Source organism: Jeotgalibaca sp. A122 (assembly GCF_052266715.1).
Lineage (GTDB): Bacteria > Bacillota > Bacilli > Lactobacillales > Aerococcaceae > Jeotgalibaca.
In genome coordinates, this window is the sequence record NZ_JBQPRB010000005.1 from 76,917 (window position 1) to 92,447 (window position 15,531).

Sequence of the window (15,531 nt, forward strand, 5' to 3'; positions counted from 1 at the left end):
GGGGATCAACATAATGGAGAAAAAAGACTTTCATATTATTGCTGAAACAGGAATCCACGCGAGACCTGCAACATTGTTAGTTCAAACAGCTAGCAAATTTAATTCTGACATCAACCTTGAATATAAAGGTAAATCTGTCAACTTAAAATCTATCATGGGTGTTATGTCTCTTGGTGTAGGCCAAGGCGCTGAAGTAACAATCACAGTTGATGGACAAGACGAAGTTGAAGCAATGGAAGGTATCGTAGAAACGCTTAAAAAGGAAGGATTGGCTGAGTAATGACTAAACAGTTAGTAGGAATTGCTGCTAGTGATGGAATCGCAATCGGAAAAGCATATCTGCTAACGGAGCCAAACTTGTCTTTTGATAGAGTTTCAATTACAGATCCAGAAGGCGAAATCAAACGCCTTCTGGATTCTTTTGAGCAATCAAAAAATGAAATCCAAGGTATCCGTGAGCATGTTGCTGTGGTTGTAGGGGAAGAAGAAGCGCAAGTTTTTGACGCCCATTTGATGGTATTAGCAGACCCTGAATTATTTGATGGAATTAAAAACGATATTACAACAAACATGGTAAATGCGGAAACGTCACTGTCCACTGTTGCTAATATGTATATCAGCATGTTTGAAGCTATGGAAGATAATCCATACATGAGAGAACGTGCAGCAGACATTAAAGATGTAACTGAACGTGTAATGGCGCACTTATTGGGAGTTAAAATTCCAAGCCCTGCTACAATCAACCAAGAAGTTGTAATCGTAGCCAAAGATTTGACGCCAAGTGATACAGCGCAACTGAATCGTGAATTCGTTAAAGGTTTTGTAACCGATATCGGAGGCCGTACGTCGCACTCTGCCATCATGGCTCGTTCTTTGGAAATTCCAGCTGTTGTTGGAACAAAAGAAGTAACAACGCTTGTTTCTGAAGGTGACATTGTTATCATCGATGGTTTACAAGGTGATATTATCGTTAATCCAGATGAAGAAACAATTGCTACTTACAAAGAAAAAGCTGCTGCTTTCAAAGAACAACAAATTGAGTGGGCTAAGCTAAAAGATGCAAAAAGTTTATCTAAAGATGGCAAACAAATCGAAATCGCTGCTAACATCGGCACACCTAAAGATTTAACAGGTGTAATTGAAAACGGTGCCGAAGGAATTGGTTTGTATCGTACTGAGTTTTTATACATGGACTCTGAGGATTTCCCAACTGAAGATGAGCAGTTTGTAGCTTATAAAACGGTTTTGGAAGGTGTAAATGGTAAAGCAGTTGTTGTCCGTACAATGGATATCGGTGGCGATAAAGAATTACCATACTTGCAATTACCAGAAGAAATGAACCCATTCCTGGGTTACCGTGCCGTTCGTATTTCCTTGGCTGAAACAGAAATGTTCCGTACACAATTGCGTGCATTATTGCGTGCGTCTGTCTATGGTACACTACGCATCATGTTCCCAATGATTGCAACTCTAAACGAATTCCGTGATGCAAAAGCCATCCTGGAAGAAGAAAAAGCTAATTTGTTGGCTGATGGTATTGAAGTTTCTGATGACATCCAGGTGGGTATCATGATTGAGATTCCAGCGGCTGCTGTTTTGGCACATCAATTTGCCAAAGAAGTTGACTTCTTCAGTATCGGAACAAACGACTTAATTCAATATACTATGGCTGCAGACCGTATGAATGAACGCGTTTCTTATCTATACCAACCATATAACCCATCTATTTTGACGTTATTGAAACATGTTATCGATTCTGCCCATGCAGAAGGTAAATGGGTTGGTATGTGTGGAGAGATGGCAGGCGATCAAACTGCTGTGCCATTGCTATTGGGACTTGGCTTGGACGAGTTCTCAATGAGTGCTTCAAGTGTCTTGAAGACAAGAAGCCTGGTTGCTAAACTGGATTCTAAAGAAATGGAAAAATTGGCTGATAAAGCAATTAATGAATGCGCTACAGTCGAAGAAGTCATTGCTTTAGTTGAAGAAGTAAAAGCAGCAATAAGCTGATAATAGTTCAAAGAGGGTGGGACATAATGTCTTACCCTTTTTTGTATATACGATTTTGGGACTAAAGTTCAATGACAAATTTCAAATTATTGATTATACTTTAAACAAATGGTATTGCTAATTTGAGATTGAGGTGACAACATGAGAATCGGGATGTTCACTGATTCGTATTTCCCCCAAATAAGTGGTGTCTCAACTTCAATTAAAATATTGAAGGATGAGTTAGAAGCAAGAGGCCACGAAGTAATAATTTTCACAACAACGGATCCCAACGCTGTCGAAGAAAAAAATATAGTCCGTCTGACAAGTATACCGTTCTTTTCCTTTAAAGAACGACGTATTGCTGTTAAAGGGTTTTCAAAGGCCTTAAAAGAAGCGCGTAAATATCAAATAGATATTATACACACCCATACAGAGTTCAGTTTGGGTTTGGCTGGAAAATACGTCGCAAAAGTTCTGGATATTCCCAACATCCATACTTATCATACGATGTATGAAAAATATGTTCATTACTTTGCAAAAGGAAAAATCATCCGTAAAAGTGATGTCGGAAGACTGACCCGGATGTTCTGTAACCGTACGTCCGGTATTATCGTACCGAGCCAATTGATGAAAGACATGCTGCTTGAATACGGGGTAAAGACTGAAATTCGCGTCATCCCCACGGGTATTACGATTCCAGCAACAATCCCGAATATTCGGGAAACAATCCGTCCCCAACTTGGTCTGGATAATAATGATTTGGTTTTACTTTCTTTGTCACGTCTCGCTTTCGAGAAGAATCTGCATAAAACCATAGAGGCATTTCCGCAAGTTTTACAAAATTATCCACATGCAAAGCTTGTTTTTGTGGGCGATGGCCCAGCTCGGAATAGTCTGGAATTAATGGTTCAAGACTATGATATCCAGGATTATGTAAGATTTGTGGGTGAGGTCGCTTATCAAGACGTTCCCCGTTACTATCAAATGGCGGATATTTATGTCAATGCATCGGAATCAGAAACACAGGGGCTAACCTATTTAGAAAGTATCGCGAATGGCTGCCCGGTTGTGGCGAAGCGTAATGACTATTTATCCGAAATTATTCGTAACCCTGCTTTAGGATCCCTCTTTGAAAAAGATGAAGATATGGCCGACCACATTATACAAATGGTTCAATATCTAGTCAGCCACGACAGTCAGTGGGATGAAGAAAATCTTCTCCGTGAGATTTCTGCACCAACTTTTTCTAAGCGCGTTCTTAGTTATTATCGAAGCGCCATTGAAAACGAAGTCTTTGAAACGGAAATTAAGAAGCCGATTCTTAAATTCCGGAAGTTTAATCAATTTAATCGCTAAATATCAAACGAAGTGTCAACTCAGGTCGGGAAGCGGCCATGAGTTGACACTTTTATGCTTATTTGGCCATCAATGTTGGGATGCCATCGTCTCTAATGATATACTAAAGCTAAATGAGAGATGTTAACAGGAGGTAAGGATAGATGGGAGAAAAAATAGGTTTTGTCGGTACAGGTGTGATGGGCTCTTCGATGGTTCGTCATCTCCTAAATGCTGGGCACGAAGTCCATGTTTACAATCGCACCAAAAGTAAGACGGATTCACTGATTGAAGCAGGAGCTGTCTGGCAAGATTCACCGGGCGAGGTCATGAAACAAACCAATGTGATTATCACGATTGTGGGATATCCAACAGATGTTGAAGAGACTTATTTTGGGGAAAACGGCATTATTGAAGCCGCTAAACCCGGTGACATCCTGATTGATATGACAACGAGTAAGCCGAGTTTGGCGGTTAAAATTCATGAGGCTGCTAAAGAAAAACAAGTCGAATCATTGGACGCCCCGGTTTCCGGTGGTGATAAGGGGGCTAAGAACGGAACCTTGACAACGATGGTCGGTGGTAATGAGTCAGCTTTTGACAAAGTTAAAGATATTTTGGATGTCTTTTCCAGCAAAGTTATGTTGCAAGGACCAGCAGGAAGTGGTCAACATACAAAAATGGCGAATCAAATAATGATTGCCGGTACCATGACAGGAATGACCGAACTGATGGTATATGCGAAGGCTGCCGGTTTGGACGTGGAACGTGTTATTGAACAGGTGGGGTCGGGTGCGGCGGGAAACTGGTCACTCGAAAACTATTCCCCACGTATTTTAAGCAATGATTATTCACCAGGTTTTTTCGTAAAACATTTCATCAAGGACCTCAAGATTGCACTTGAGGAAGCTGAAGCATTAGGGGTTGATTTGCCGGGCACGAAATTGGCAAAAGACCTCTATGAAAGATTAGCTGACAAAGGATTCGAAAATGACGGTACACAAGCTTTAATTAAACTCTGGTGGGATGAGTGATTTTTGAAAAAAATTAATGCGATACCCGAGAATTAATGCTAGAATGGTAAAGAAGTCAGTCTGGAAAGGGGAAAAATTATGAAACCTTCACAATTATCAGCAATCATCCGACGACTAGAAGTGATGATGGAAGACGACGGAGAAATTGAAGTTCGTCGCTTTGAGAAAGACGGCAACGAGCGCTGCGTTGTAAAATATAACCGTGAATCCCAAATGTTTGAACTAGAAGAGCATGCAAGTGATCAAACGTATCAATTTGATGATTTAGATTTAGTCGCAATTGAAATTTTCGAATTGTTGCAAGACTAAACTATTGGAAAGAGGGGTGGAACGAAGGTTCCGCTCCTTTTAATATACAAAAGTGGAGGGGGATGCACATGGTACCGACGATAAAGATAGGCTTATTAGGTTTTGGAACAGTGGGAAGTGGTGTCTATCACATGCTGACTGAAAACAAAACAAAAATTGCGCAAAAAAAACATGTATGTTTTGAAGTCAGTAAAATTTTAGTGGGAAATATATCCAAATATCAATCAGAAATCGAAAAAGGGTTACCCATTACCACAGAATTTTCCGAAATTCTGGCAGACAACAGTATCGAAATTGTTGTAGAAGTTATGGGAAGTGCAGAAACCGCACGGGAGTATATTATTCAATCGCTTGAGGCCGGCAAGAATGTGGTGACGGCCAATAAAGACGCCTTGGCACTATATGGTGATGAGTTGACTCGAATTGCGAAAGAAAATGGAAAAGATTTATTATTTGAAGCCAGTGTTGCTGGTGGAATTCCCATTATCCGGACCTTAACAGACAGCTACATTGCTGATAATATCCAAGAAATCAGTGGCATCATTAATGGCACGACAAATTTTATTATCAGCCGCATGAATGACGAAAAAGAAAGTTACCAAGAAGCGCTGGCATTAGCTCAAGAACGCGGATTTGCGGAAGCAGACCCGACAGGCGATGTAGAGGGGCTGGATGCAGCCCGCAAGTTGATTATTTTGGTTAAATTGGCGTTCGGGTACCGTTTAGCCATGAGCGATTTTCCCATCGAAGGTATCACGCATGCTACCCTGGAGGATTTTGCAGCGGCAGAGGCACTTGGCTATACCCTCAAATTGATAGGAACCGCGAAGAGAATGAACAACGACTTCCAGGCACGGGTGGGTATGCATTTGATTCCCACTTCGCATCCTTTGGCAATGGTTAAAAATGAGTATAATGGTGTCTTTGTAAAAGGTGAAGCTATTGGAGAAACCATGCTTTACGGACCTGGTGCTGGAAGTTTACCCACAGCCAATAGTGTCGTCTCCGATATTTTAACCGTGAGCGATCATATAAGTGGCCATCAGACAGGGAAGTTTATGCCCCTAATTTCTGAAAATCACGAATGGCACAAACCGGAAACGTTATTTTTGGATGCTTTACTAAGGGTAAAAAATAATGAAAGCTTGCTTGCTGCTTTGCAATCTGCGCATCTTTCATTTAAACCTCACGGTAAACATTATCTTATGTTATTTGGCATCTCCGAAAGCCAATTAACAGATTTACAGGATTTAGATGAAATAGAAGCTATTTTTAGAAAGTTATAAAGAGGATGATATTATGACACGTATTCTTGTACCGGCAACATCTGCTAATCTGGGCCCTGGGTTTGATTCGTTTGGAGTAGCTGTCTCTTTATATTTGGAACTTGAGATACTGGAGCCTGCTGATGAATGGCACATCGCTCATGAATTGGAAGGTGATATTCCAACAGATGTTACGAATCTCATTATCCAGACTGCATTGGAAATCGCACCGGATTTACAACCGCATAAATTAAAAATGACTTCGGAAATCCCCTCAGCTCGTGGATTAGGGAGTAGTTCAGCTGCCATTGTAGCAGGGATCGAATTGGCTAACCATCTTGATGGCCTGAATATGTCAGCAGACGAAAAAATTCAGATTGCTTCTAGAATCGAAGGACATCCTGACAATGTCATGCCTGCTATCGTGGGGGACTTTGTTGTGGGAGCGATTATTGAAAAACATGTTTATTGGAAACAAATTTCATTTCCAGAAGCGGTAATGGTCACAACCATTCCAAATCGCGAGCTAAAGACCACTGAAAGCAGATCGGTCCTACCGAATAACTTAGCGTTCGGGGATGCTGTTCAAGCGAGCAGTATTGCCAATATTTTATTGGCTTCCCTCCAACAAGGGGATTTGGCTATGGCAGGGAAACTGATGGAGCATGATATGTTCCATGAACCATACCGTAGTACCTTAATTTCGGAAGTAGAGCATATCAGAAAAATAGGTCATGAAGAAAAAGCTTTTGGCACGTACTTGAGTGGTGCAGGCACAACGGTTTTGACGGTTGTTGCTCCAGAATACGCGGAAGCATTTGTAAAACGTGTGAAAAATGAATTGCCTGACTGCCTCGTACAACAAACGACAGTGGATAAAGAAGGCGTTCGCATCGTACAAGGAGAGTAAACGTTTCGTTCACTCTCCTTGTATTTCTTTGCTATTCTTCTATAATAAAGGTAAAATAAAATGCTTGATGTGAAATGACAGAGGAGAGTATATGCTAGAAAATTTTAAACCAACATGGATGGTGGAAAGTATCTATCAAATTTCACCAGAAAAACTAAAGAAACACCAAATTAAAGCTGTATTTGCAGATTTGGATAACACCTTGGTTGCCTGGAATAATCCGAATGGGACGCCTGAGTTGCTTGCCTGGATTGAGGAAGTAAAAGCAAGCGGAATTCCAGTTGTGATTGTCTCAAATAACAAAGACAAGAGAATTAAGGTAATAGCAGATCATTTGGGCTTATATTATATCGCCCGGGCATTTAAACCTTCAAAAATTGGGTATAGGAGAGCTGCCAAGAAAGTTAATTTCCCCTTGGAAAACTGCGTTATGGTTGGTGATCAGTTAATCACGGATATTCAAGGTGCCAACCGCGCAGGGGTCCGCAGCATTCTGGTTCGACCAATCATTGAATCGGATGCATGGAATACCAGTATTAACAGATTTTTCGAACGGTTTATTATGCGGCATTTGTTACATAAAGACCCTGATATGAAATGGAGGAACGAACTTGACTGAAGAAGAATTATTTTGTATTGGCTGTGGAGCCAAAATCCAAACCGAAAATTCTGATGAACGAGGATACACTCCTAAAAGTGCGCTCGCAAAAGGTTTGGAAACAGGTCAAATATTATGCCAACGTTGTTTCCGTCTCCGTCACTATAATCAACTTGAAAAAGTTGAAGCAACAGACGATGAATTCCTCGCGATGCTAAATAGTATCGGTGATGAAGATGCGTTGGTAGTTAAAGTTGTTGATATTTTTGATATGTACGGCAGTATGATTCCTGGTTTGCATCGTTTTGTTGGTAAAAACCCTATTTTATTGGTAGGGAACAAAGTGGATGTTTTGCCAAAATCGGTCAAACATTCACGTGTTAAACATTGGATGATGAAACAAGCACATGCCGCTGGTTTGAGACCTGTTGATGTCATGTTGGTGAGTGGTAAAAAGGCAACTTATATTGATGACTTGCTGAAAATGATTGAGGATTTGCGCGAAGGACGCAACGTTTACGTTGTTGGCGTTACAAACGTTGGTAAATCGACGATTATGAACCAAATCATTAAAGCGGCCACTGGAAATAATGAAGATGTTATTACGACATCCAGATTCCCAGGGACTACTTTAGATCAAATTCGTATTCCATTGGATGATGGCACGAGTTTAATTGATACGCCGGGGATTATTCACCGTCATCAAATGGCCCATGTATTATCTGAAAAGGATTTACATCTTGTGTCTCCTCAAAAAGAATTGAAACCTATGAATTATCAATTAAATCCAGGACAAACTTTATTCTTGGGAGCTATTGCACGTTTTGATTATATTTCCGGAGAGCGGGCTTCATTCACCAGCTATTTTTCAAATGATTTGAAAATCCATCGTACCAAATTGGAAAAAGCGGATGAATTCTACGCTAAGCATAAAGGTGGCTTACTGCAGCCACCAAGTGAAGCGGATCTTGATGATTTCCCTAAATTGGTTAGACGTGAATTTTTCATTAAAGAACCATCTGATATCGTCTACTCAGGATTAGGATGGATTTCAGTCCATCAACCAGGAAAAATAGCCGTTTGGGTACCGGAAGGCGTTGACGCGGTTATCCGCGAACCAATTATATAGAATTGAGGAAAATTATGGAATTAAGAGGAAAGCAAAAACAATTTTTAAAGAAAGAAGCGCATCATCTACAACCTATTATCCAAATCGGAAAAGCAGGTTTGTCCGATGAAATCATTCGTTTGATTGATGAAGCTTTGGAAAAACGTGAATTAATCAAGATTAACCTATTGCAAAATACAGATGAAGTTGCTTCTGACGTCGCTTCTGAGGTTGCGGAACGAATTGATGCGACTGTCGTACAACAAATCGGTAAAACAATCATTTTCTTCCGTGAATCTACTAAAGAGAAATATCAAAATATTTCTGTAAAAGTTAAAAAGATCTAACATCAGAAAGGTGAATGGCATGGTCAATCTATTAAACGTGGTCGATAAGCTTGATTTCTTTGTACTCGCCGAGACCGAACCGCTTGAGATAATGCCTGAACGGAGACGTGTCGGCATTTTGGGAGGGACGTTTAATCCGCCTCATCTTGGTCATCTTATCATGGCTGAACAAGCTGGGAAGCAACTCGGGCTTGATAAAGTCTGTTTTATGCCCGATGCCGAGCCACCGCATGTCGATCGTAAGCCATTCATCGCCGGGAAACACCGGGCTGAAATGGTAAGGCGCAGTATTTCCGGAAACGCCTTGTTTGAACTGGAGGACATCGAATTAAAGCGAGGCGGAAAAAGCTATACTTTTGAAACGATGAAAGAACTGACGGCTAAAAACCCCGATACCGACTATTATTTCATCATCGGTGGAGATATGGTTGAATACTTGCCTAAGTGGTATCGAATCGATGAATTGGTCACCATGGTCAACTTTGTTGGCGTGGCTAGACCAGGTTATCCTAAGACGAGCGCTTACCCGATTATTTGGGTGGATTCCCCGGAAGTTGCCATCAGTTCAACGGAAATTCGTAAAATGGTTAAAAACGGGCAATCCATTCGTTATGTCGTTCCTGAAGAGGTCGAGCAATACATTATGGAAGAGGGGCTGTACCTTGACTAACCGTTATACGAATTGGGAACGTGAGGCGCTTCTGGAGGCAGTCTTTAAGCGTGTAAAAAAATCTCGTTATGCGCATATTCTGCGTGTGGAAGAAAAGGCCATTGCGCTGGCAGAACAATACGGGGCTGATGTAGAAGCCTGCCAATTAGCAGCTTTATTGCATGATTACGCCAAGGATATGCAGCGTGAGGAAATAGAAGAGATTAAAAAAAATGCCAAGATTGATGAGGAAATGTTGGCATTTGGCAGTGAGATTTGGCATGGACCAGCTGGGGCATATTTTGCCAAGGAAACTTTCGGGATTAAAAATCCTGAAGTACTGGAAGCTATTTATCAACACACTATTGGTGGCGTTGAGATGAGCCTGGTTGGGAAAGTCTTGTTTATCGCGGATTACATCGAAGAGGGCCGTACATTCCCGGGCGTAGAACGGGCACGGGAGCTGGCCGAAACCAATCTTGATGCAGCAGCATTATATAAAATTAAGCAAACATTGATTCATCTAGTGAACCAGGAGAAATTAATTTACCCGGGAACCTTGACGGTATATAATCAGTGGGTGCAAAAAATGGAGGGTTAATAATTTGAATAGTGAACAAATTTTAGAAGTTGTCGTTAAAGCAGCCGATGACAAATTGGCTGAAAATATCGTAGTTATGGACGTACGGGGTCTGACTTCCTTAGGGGACTATTTTGTCGTGATGAATGGTCGCAACGAGCGTCAAATGGGCGCAATTGTTGATGGCATTGTGCAATCCGTTCACAAAAACAATATCGAAGTAAAAAATCAGGAAGGAAAAGATTCAGGTGCGTGGACGTTGATCGATTTGAATGATGTTATAGTCCATGTTTTCAGTTCTGATGAACGCTCCTACTATAATTTGGAGAAACTATGGAGTGACGCACCATTAGTGGATATTTCTGAATGGACTAATGAACAATGAGTTACCAAATCTTCTCCTATTTTTATGATAAGGTGATGGATCAATCTGTTTATGATGATTGGATGGCATATATCGAAAAATACCGCCCAAATGCGACAGGACTGGATATTCTGGAACTCGCTTGCGGAACAGGTCAAGTAGCCGTTCAGCTAGCCAAAGCCGGACACCATGTAACGGGGTTCGACCTTTCAGAAGATATGTTGGTCTTGGCGCAAGAACGGATGACAACTGAGGGTGTTGCTTTTGAACTTTTACAGGGAGATATGCGCGAATTGGCTGATATTGGACAGTACGATGTCTGCACGTGTTTTTCTGACTCCTTATGTTATCTTAGCGAAGAAAGTGACTTAGAAGCTGTTTTTGAGGGTGTTTATGCGAATTTGAATAAGGACGGCTTGTTCTTGTTTGATGTTCATTCATTATTCCAGGTGGACCACGTTTTTCCTGGTTATCAATATATTTATCAGGATGAAAAGGACGTTTTCCTTTGGGAGAGCTTTGAAGGGGAAACAGCGCATTCCGTTGAACATCTCCTGACATTTTTTGTTGAGAACGAGGACGGCTCTTTCAAAAGGTTGCAGGAATTGCATGAAGAACGTGTTTTCGAAATAAAAATTTATAAAAAATTACTTGAAAAAGCCGGTTTTAAAAAAGTGGAGATAACAGCTGACTTTGGTCGCGAAGCTGTTACAGAAACGAGTCCACGTTGGTTCTTTGCTTGTCAAAAATAAACCATTAACGAAGGAGGAAGCGATGAAAAGTTGTGGCGTTATTGCAGAGTATAACCCTTTTCATAACGGCCATCGTTTCCAATTAGAAGCTGCCCGGAAAAATTCGGGAGCAGAGGTGATGGTTGTAGCGATGAGTGGCAATTTTACACAACGCGGCGAACCGGCTATTTTCGATAAATGGCAACGTGCTAGAACGGCGCTGGAAAATGGTGCGGATCTTGTTTTGGAACAATCCATCCTCGGTAGCGTGCAGGCCACGGATTTCTTTGCCAAAGCGGGCGTACGGTTGCTTCAGCAAGTAGGATGCAACTTTATATCGTTCGGGGCGGAAAATGGTTCCTCGGATGAATTTGATGCGTTAGCGAAGCAATTGGTTGAACAACAAAGTCAAATCAATGAAAAATTCCGAGATTTACGCAATGATGGCCGGACCTATGCAGCCCAAATGAGTGATGCTATTGAAGCAGCGGTTGGGAAGGTAAACATTCATTTATCTGAACCGAATAATCAGTTGGCGCTTGCTTACTTGCAAGAAAATATTCTATACAAGCAACCGATGCAGCCCTTTGTGATTCAGCGAATGGGGGCAGGGCATAATGATCGGGATGGAGATGAATCCAAACAAGCAAGTGGCACCCATATCCGTTCATTGCTCCTGAAAAATGATTATGGTAACCTGGATTTATGGGTTCCTGACAGTCATTTGTTGCGGAAGGGAAAAGCTATTAGTTGGGAAGATTTCTGGCCGTATTTGAAATACCAGCTCCTTATCCAGGATACAAATCAGCTGCGGAATATTTATCAAATGGAAGAGGGAATTGAGTTCCGTTTGAAAAAATTCATTTCGGAAGCTGCGTCTTTTGCTGAATTTATGCATATGGTTAAAAATAAACGCTGGACGTGGGTAAGGTTACAAAGGCTGTGTCTTTATATTTTGCTTGGTGTGACGCGAGCAGAAGTTGAACACTATTTTAGTGAAATTCCGCCCGTAAGGATATTGGGTTTTAATGAAATCGGAAAACGTTATTTGAATCAAATAAAAAATCAAGAAACGTTTACTTTTATTACAAATATTAATAAAAAAACAGCTGAAAAATTAATCGTGGAAATTCGTAGTGATGCTGTCTATGCCTTAAAAGGTGACAAAGAGCAGAATTTCAGGCGTTCGCCAATTATTATTCTTTAACCTGTCAAACTTTTCATAAGGTTGTAAAGGAAAATACATTGACAAACAATTTTTTCACTAGTATAATTCAATTTGTTATTTTAGGGGTGAAGGAAATGAAGTGGACCTTAAAAGAAATCCAAGAACATCGTGGTGAACCGGTATATTTCACTGAAATAGTAAACCGGGAAGCAGCATTGATGGAGAGGGATAAAGAAATCCTGGCAGTCTCAGATATTAAAGCAACTGGTTTTCTATTGTATGAAAATCGTTCCGTACTTGCCAATTTCCAGATCGATTACACGATCACCCTACCTTCGTCTCGTTCTTTGGAACCTGTGGAAGTAACGTTCAATGTTCCAATTTTTGAAACGTATGTGGAAGATGAAATGAATTTTGAAGGATCGAATGATCCGGAAGATGTCATTATTCCAATTGAGGACGGTATGGTGGACTTAGTGCCAGCTATCGAAGATAATATCTTGCTCAATATTCCAACTCAAGTTTTGAGTGAAGAAGAGCGCCAATCAAGCCACATGCCACAAGGCAGTAATTGGAGTGTTGTGACGGAAGACGACCTCGAGCAACAAAGGGCGAAGGAAAAAGAAGAAACAATCGACCCACGTTTAGCGGGCCTGAAAGCTCTTCTGAAAGACGAAGAAAACTTAGATTGATGCTTGAATGTCGATAAATCGGCAAACAATACAGGGAGGTGTAAGGAAATGGCAGTACCTAAAAGAAGAACATCTAAAGCACGTAAAGCAAGAAGACGTACGCACTTCAAATTGGAAATACCAGGCATGACAGCTTGCCCAAATTGTGGTGAGTTCAAAAAAAGCCATCACGTGTGTGCTTCATGCGGTCAATATGACGGCAAAGAAGTTGTTTCAAAAGAAGCTTAATCAGCTTTCTAATCTTTCAAAAATGGACCGGGGGACATTGCGTCTGCCGGCTTTTTTGTGTTTATAATTTGCGATATTCCACTTCCCAAATGAATATAAGCGGACATGTTTAACAGGTTTAGACATTAGAAGATGCAATTTAGGGCTGATTCGTTGTAAAATGAAAGTAAGATATAATATGTGAGGAAGTGGTTGAGTGAACAATTTTGATTTATTCGAAATATTTTTATACGTTTTTCCGATTATACAAATCGTCCTTATTCAATTATTTTTCAGGCCGTATCTCCAATACAAGGATTATTTTAGGTTGTCGGTGGCAGATACCCTCATCCCCATTCTTTTGGTTGGTATTCATATTCTCAGTGTTCGTTGGCTAGCGTTCAGTTTGCTCCCTTATTATTTGTTTGCGATATTTTCGTTAGGATTAGTCCTGGCCCTTTATTTTGAAAAATCCGCATATCAATTCTCTAAAGGGAAAGTTTTTTCAATCATTATGAAAGCAGCCTTTGTGGTTGGGTTTGTAATGTACTATATTATTGTAATTGCACGCTTGATACAGTTAGCGCGCGGTTAACTTTAGGAGGAGGGTTAGAGTGAAAGTACTGTTGTATTCTGAAGGGTTGCGTTTAATAGAAAACTCAGGGCTTGGAAAGGCAATCGAGCACCAAAAAACAGCACTCGATTCTGCCGGCATCCCCTACACGATCGAGTCAAAGGATGAATTTGACTTGGTCCATATCAATACTTATTTTCCAAAATCCTTATTATTCGCCCGTAAAATGAAAAGAAAAGGTATCCCAGTCGTCTATCATGCCCACTCTACGGAGCAGGATTTTCGGAATTCATTCCGCTTTTCAAATGTGTTAGCGCCTTATTTTGAAAAATGGATTGTTCACTGTTATAACCAAGGTGATGTTGTTGTGACCCCAACCCAGTATTCAAAAGATTTATTGGAACAGTCCGGGGTTAAGCCTCCTATTTATCCCATTTCCAATGGTATTGACCTGAGTTATTATGAAACAACTCCTAAAATGAGACAAACTTTCCGGGAAACGTATCACTATACAGAAGAGGATAAAGTGGTAATGGCGGTTGGGCATTATATCAAGAGAAAAGGTATTTTAGATTTTGTCGCTTTAGCAAAACGTTTACCCCAAGTTAAGTTTATCTGGTTTGGATATACCAGTATGATGGAAATTCCCCGAGAAATCCAAGAAGCCGTAAAAACGAAATTACCTAACCTGGTTTTTGCTGGATATGTTCCCGCCGAAGAGTTGCGTAACGCTTACGCCGGCTCTGATTTATTTCTGTTCCCCACTTATGAAGAGACGGAAGGCATTGTCCTCTTGGAAGCTCTGGCGATGAAACAAAATGTTTTGCTTCGTGATATTCCTATTTATAAAGAATACGAGGATCAAAAGCATGTCTATAAAGCACGGAATGTTGAGGGATTTGAAAAAATTATTGAAAAACTTTTCAATAAAGAAATTCCGACACTGGTTGATCAAGGCTTTGCTGAGGTAAAAAAACGTGATATCACATATGTTGGCAAACAATTGGCAGCACTTTATGTCCACGTACTCGCTCAAAATGAAGAAGTATTGGGAAATGGCCCCACCACGTAAGCAACCACTCTTAAACACCGCTGATATGCATTTTATAAAGCAACTTCGAGTTTTATTGACTCAGAGTTGCTTTTTTTTGTTAATTTTTAGATAATTGGTGGTGAGAAGTGGGGGATTGTGGTAGACTAAAAACAAGTTGGAGGATTGGGGTGATTTCTCATGCTAATGGGTGAATACAAGCACAATATGGATGCTAAAGGCCGTATCATCATGCCAGCTAAATTCCGTGAAGAGTTAGGTGCACGTTTTATCCTGACCAGGGGATTGGACGGCTGTTTGTTTGGCTACCCGATGGCGCAATGGGAAATACTCGAAGAAAAAATGAAAAACCTCCCTCTGGCTAAAAAAGATGCCCGCGCTTTTGTACGTTTTTTCTACTCTGCCGCAATAGAAGCGGAGATTGATAAACAAGGGCGAATCAATATTCCTAAAAATTTAGTAGATTACGCAAAGATTGAAAAAGAATGTCGCGTTGTCGGTGTTTCAGATCGCATTGAGATTTGGAGCAGTGATAAATGGGAAGCTTTCGCTGAAGAGGCTGAAGAGACATTTGAAGATATTGCTGAAAATATGATTGACTTTGGATTGTAGGTGGA

General features: G+C 40.7%; 20 protein-coding genes. All 20 read left to right on the forward strand.

Annotated features, from left to right (window positions below):
- The first annotated feature begins 13 nt into the window (after positions 1–13).
- The 20 genes from ACTU7M_RS07000 (at position 14) to mraZ (ending at position 15,526) form a co-directional block, all read left to right on the forward strand.
- On the forward strand, positions 14–280 hold the full coding sequence (locus ACTU7M_RS07000) for a phosphocarrier protein HPr (protein WP_443473665.1): 267 nt from the start codon (positions 14–16) through the stop codon (positions 278–280).
- Positions 280–2,010 carry a phosphoenolpyruvate--protein phosphotransferase gene (gene ptsP, locus ACTU7M_RS07005; protein ID WP_443473666.1) on the forward strand — a complete coding sequence of 577 codons (1,731 nt, stop codon included), beginning with the start codon at positions 280–282 and terminating at the stop codon, positions 2,008–2,010. Before ACTU7M_RS07000 ends, ptsP begins: the two co-directional genes overlap by 1 nt.
- A 141-nt stretch (positions 2,011–2,151) precedes the next feature.
- Positions 2,152–3,348: a glycosyltransferase family 4 protein gene (locus tag ACTU7M_RS07010; RefSeq protein ID WP_443473667.1), complete on the forward strand. Its 1,197-nt coding sequence runs from the start codon at positions 2,152–2,154 to the stop codon at positions 3,346–3,348.
- 143 nt (positions 3,349–3,491) lie between these two features.
- Positions 3,492–4,361: an NAD(P)-dependent oxidoreductase gene (locus tag ACTU7M_RS07015; RefSeq protein ID WP_443473668.1), complete on the forward strand. Its 870-nt coding sequence runs from the start codon at positions 3,492–3,494 to the stop codon at positions 4,359–4,361.
- 78 nt (positions 4,362–4,439) lie between these two features.
- Positions 4,440–4,670: a YkuJ family protein gene (locus ACTU7M_RS07020; RefSeq protein ID WP_443473669.1), complete on the forward strand. Its 231-nt coding sequence runs from the start codon at positions 4,440–4,442 to the stop codon at positions 4,668–4,670.
- 68 nt (positions 4,671–4,738) lie between these two features.
- Positions 4,739–5,956: a homoserine dehydrogenase gene (locus ACTU7M_RS07025; protein ID WP_443473670.1), complete on the forward strand. Its 1,218-nt coding sequence runs from the start codon at positions 4,739–4,741 to the stop codon at positions 5,954–5,956.
- A gap of 13 nt (positions 5,957–5,969) precedes the next feature.
- The gene (thrB, locus tag ACTU7M_RS07030; protein WP_443473671.1) at positions 5,970–6,845 is read left to right on the forward strand and encodes a homoserine kinase; all 876 of its coding nucleotides are present in this window, start codon (positions 5,970–5,972) and stop codon (positions 6,843–6,845) included.
- 91 nt (positions 6,846–6,936) lie between these two features.
- Positions 6,937–7,464, forward strand: a complete 528-nt coding sequence (locus ACTU7M_RS07035) for a YqeG family HAD IIIA-type phosphatase (RefSeq protein ID WP_443473672.1) — start codon at positions 6,937–6,939, stop codon at positions 7,462–7,464.
- Entirely contained in the window at positions 7,457–8,572 is a 1,116-nt protein-coding gene (gene yqeH / locus ACTU7M_RS07040; protein WP_443473673.1) for a ribosome biogenesis GTPase YqeH, read from the forward strand. Before ACTU7M_RS07035 ends, yqeH begins: the two co-directional genes overlap by 8 nt.
- Before the next feature lie 14 nt (positions 8,573–8,586).
- Entirely contained in the window at positions 8,587–8,898 is a 312-nt protein-coding gene (yhbY, locus tag ACTU7M_RS07045) for a ribosome assembly RNA-binding protein YhbY (RefSeq protein WP_443473674.1), read from the forward strand.
- A 91-nt stretch (positions 8,899–8,989) separates the two neighbouring features.
- Positions 8,990–9,568, forward strand: a complete 579-nt coding sequence (locus tag ACTU7M_RS07050) for a nicotinate-nucleotide adenylyltransferase (RefSeq protein WP_443473675.1) — start codon at positions 8,990–8,992, stop codon at positions 9,566–9,568.
- The gene (yqeK, locus tag ACTU7M_RS07055) at positions 9,561–10,148 is read left to right on the forward strand and encodes a bis(5'-nucleosyl)-tetraphosphatase (symmetrical) YqeK (protein ID WP_443473676.1); all 588 of its coding nucleotides are present in this window, start codon (positions 9,561–9,563) and stop codon (positions 10,146–10,148) included. The genes ACTU7M_RS07050 and yqeK overlap by 8 nt, the downstream gene beginning before the upstream one ends.
- Positions 10,149–10,152: 4 nt before the next feature.
- Positions 10,153–10,512 (forward strand): ribosome silencing factor, encoded by a 360-nt coding sequence (gene rsfS / locus ACTU7M_RS07060; RefSeq protein ID WP_443473677.1) that lies wholly within the window; start codon positions 10,153–10,155, stop codon positions 10,510–10,512.
- Entirely contained in the window at positions 10,509–11,243 is a 735-nt protein-coding gene (locus ACTU7M_RS07065) for a class I SAM-dependent DNA methyltransferase (protein WP_443473678.1), read from the forward strand. Before rsfS ends, ACTU7M_RS07065 begins: the two co-directional genes overlap by 4 nt.
- Before the next feature lie 22 nt (positions 11,244–11,265).
- Positions 11,266–12,429, forward strand: a complete 1,164-nt coding sequence (locus ACTU7M_RS07070; protein ID WP_443473679.1) for a nucleotidyltransferase — start codon at positions 11,266–11,268, stop codon at positions 12,427–12,429.
- Positions 12,430–12,524: 95 nt separating this feature from the next.
- A complete protein-coding gene (locus tag ACTU7M_RS07075) occupies positions 12,525–13,082 on the forward strand; it encodes a YceD family protein (protein ID WP_443473680.1) in 558 nt (185 codons plus the stop codon).
- 48 nt (positions 13,083–13,130) lie between these two features.
- Positions 13,131–13,310: a 50S ribosomal protein L32 gene (rpmF, locus tag ACTU7M_RS07080; protein ID WP_443473681.1), complete on the forward strand. Its 180-nt coding sequence runs from the start codon at positions 13,131–13,133 to the stop codon at positions 13,308–13,310.
- 196 nt (positions 13,311–13,506) lie between these two features.
- The gene (locus ACTU7M_RS07085; protein WP_443473682.1) at positions 13,507–13,884 is read left to right on the forward strand and encodes a DUF3397 family protein; all 378 of its coding nucleotides are present in this window, start codon (positions 13,507–13,509) and stop codon (positions 13,882–13,884) included.
- 19 nt (positions 13,885–13,903) lie between these two features.
- Positions 13,904–14,935, forward strand: a complete 1,032-nt coding sequence (locus ACTU7M_RS07090) for a glycosyltransferase (RefSeq protein ID WP_443473683.1) — start codon at positions 13,904–13,906, stop codon at positions 14,933–14,935.
- A gap of 159 nt (positions 14,936–15,094) precedes the next feature.
- Positions 15,095–15,526: a division/cell wall cluster transcriptional repressor MraZ gene (mraZ, locus tag ACTU7M_RS07095; protein WP_443473684.1), complete on the forward strand. Its 432-nt coding sequence runs from the start codon at positions 15,095–15,097 to the stop codon at positions 15,524–15,526.
- The last annotated feature ends 5 nt before the right edge of the window (positions 15,527–15,531 follow it).

Coding starts and splice junctions, on each gene's coding strand:
- ACTU7M_RS07000 (WP_443473665.1), top strand. CDS start 14: ATGGAGAAAAAAGACTTTCATATTATTGCTGAAACAGGAATCCACGCG.
- ptsP (WP_443473666.1), top strand. CDS start 280: ATGACTAAACAGTTAGTAGGAATTGCTGCTAGTGATGGAATCGCAATC.
- ACTU7M_RS07010 (WP_443473667.1), top strand. CDS start 2,152: ATGAGAATCGGGATGTTCACTGATTCGTATTTCCCCCAAATAAGTGGT.
- ACTU7M_RS07015 (WP_443473668.1), top strand. CDS start 3,492: ATGGGAGAAAAAATAGGTTTTGTCGGTACAGGTGTGATGGGCTCTTCG.
- ACTU7M_RS07020 (WP_443473669.1), top strand. CDS start 4,440: ATGAAACCTTCACAATTATCAGCAATCATCCGACGACTAGAAGTGATG.
- ACTU7M_RS07025 (WP_443473670.1), top strand. CDS start 4,739: ATGGTACCGACGATAAAGATAGGCTTATTAGGTTTTGGAACAGTGGGA.
- thrB (WP_443473671.1), top strand. CDS start 5,970: ATGACACGTATTCTTGTACCGGCAACATCTGCTAATCTGGGCCCTGGG.
- ACTU7M_RS07035 (WP_443473672.1), top strand. CDS start 6,937: ATGCTAGAAAATTTTAAACCAACATGGATGGTGGAAAGTATCTATCAA.
- yhbY (WP_443473674.1), top strand. CDS start 8,587: ATGGAATTAAGAGGAAAGCAAAAACAATTTTTAAAGAAAGAAGCGCAT.
- ACTU7M_RS07050 (WP_443473675.1), top strand. CDS start 8,990: ATGCCTGAACGGAGACGTGTCGGCATTTTGGGAGGGACGTTTAATCCG.
- ACTU7M_RS07065 (WP_443473678.1), top strand. CDS start 10,509: ATGAGTTACCAAATCTTCTCCTATTTTTATGATAAGGTGATGGATCAA.
- ACTU7M_RS07070 (WP_443473679.1), top strand. CDS start 11,266: ATGAAAAGTTGTGGCGTTATTGCAGAGTATAACCCTTTTCATAACGGC.
- ACTU7M_RS07075 (WP_443473680.1), top strand. CDS start 12,525: ATGAAGTGGACCTTAAAAGAAATCCAAGAACATCGTGGTGAACCGGTA.
- rpmF (WP_443473681.1), top strand. CDS start 13,131: ATGGCAGTACCTAAAAGAAGAACATCTAAAGCACGTAAAGCAAGAAGA.
- mraZ (WP_443473684.1), top strand. CDS start 15,095: ATGCTAATGGGTGAATACAAGCACAATATGGATGCTAAAGGCCGTATC.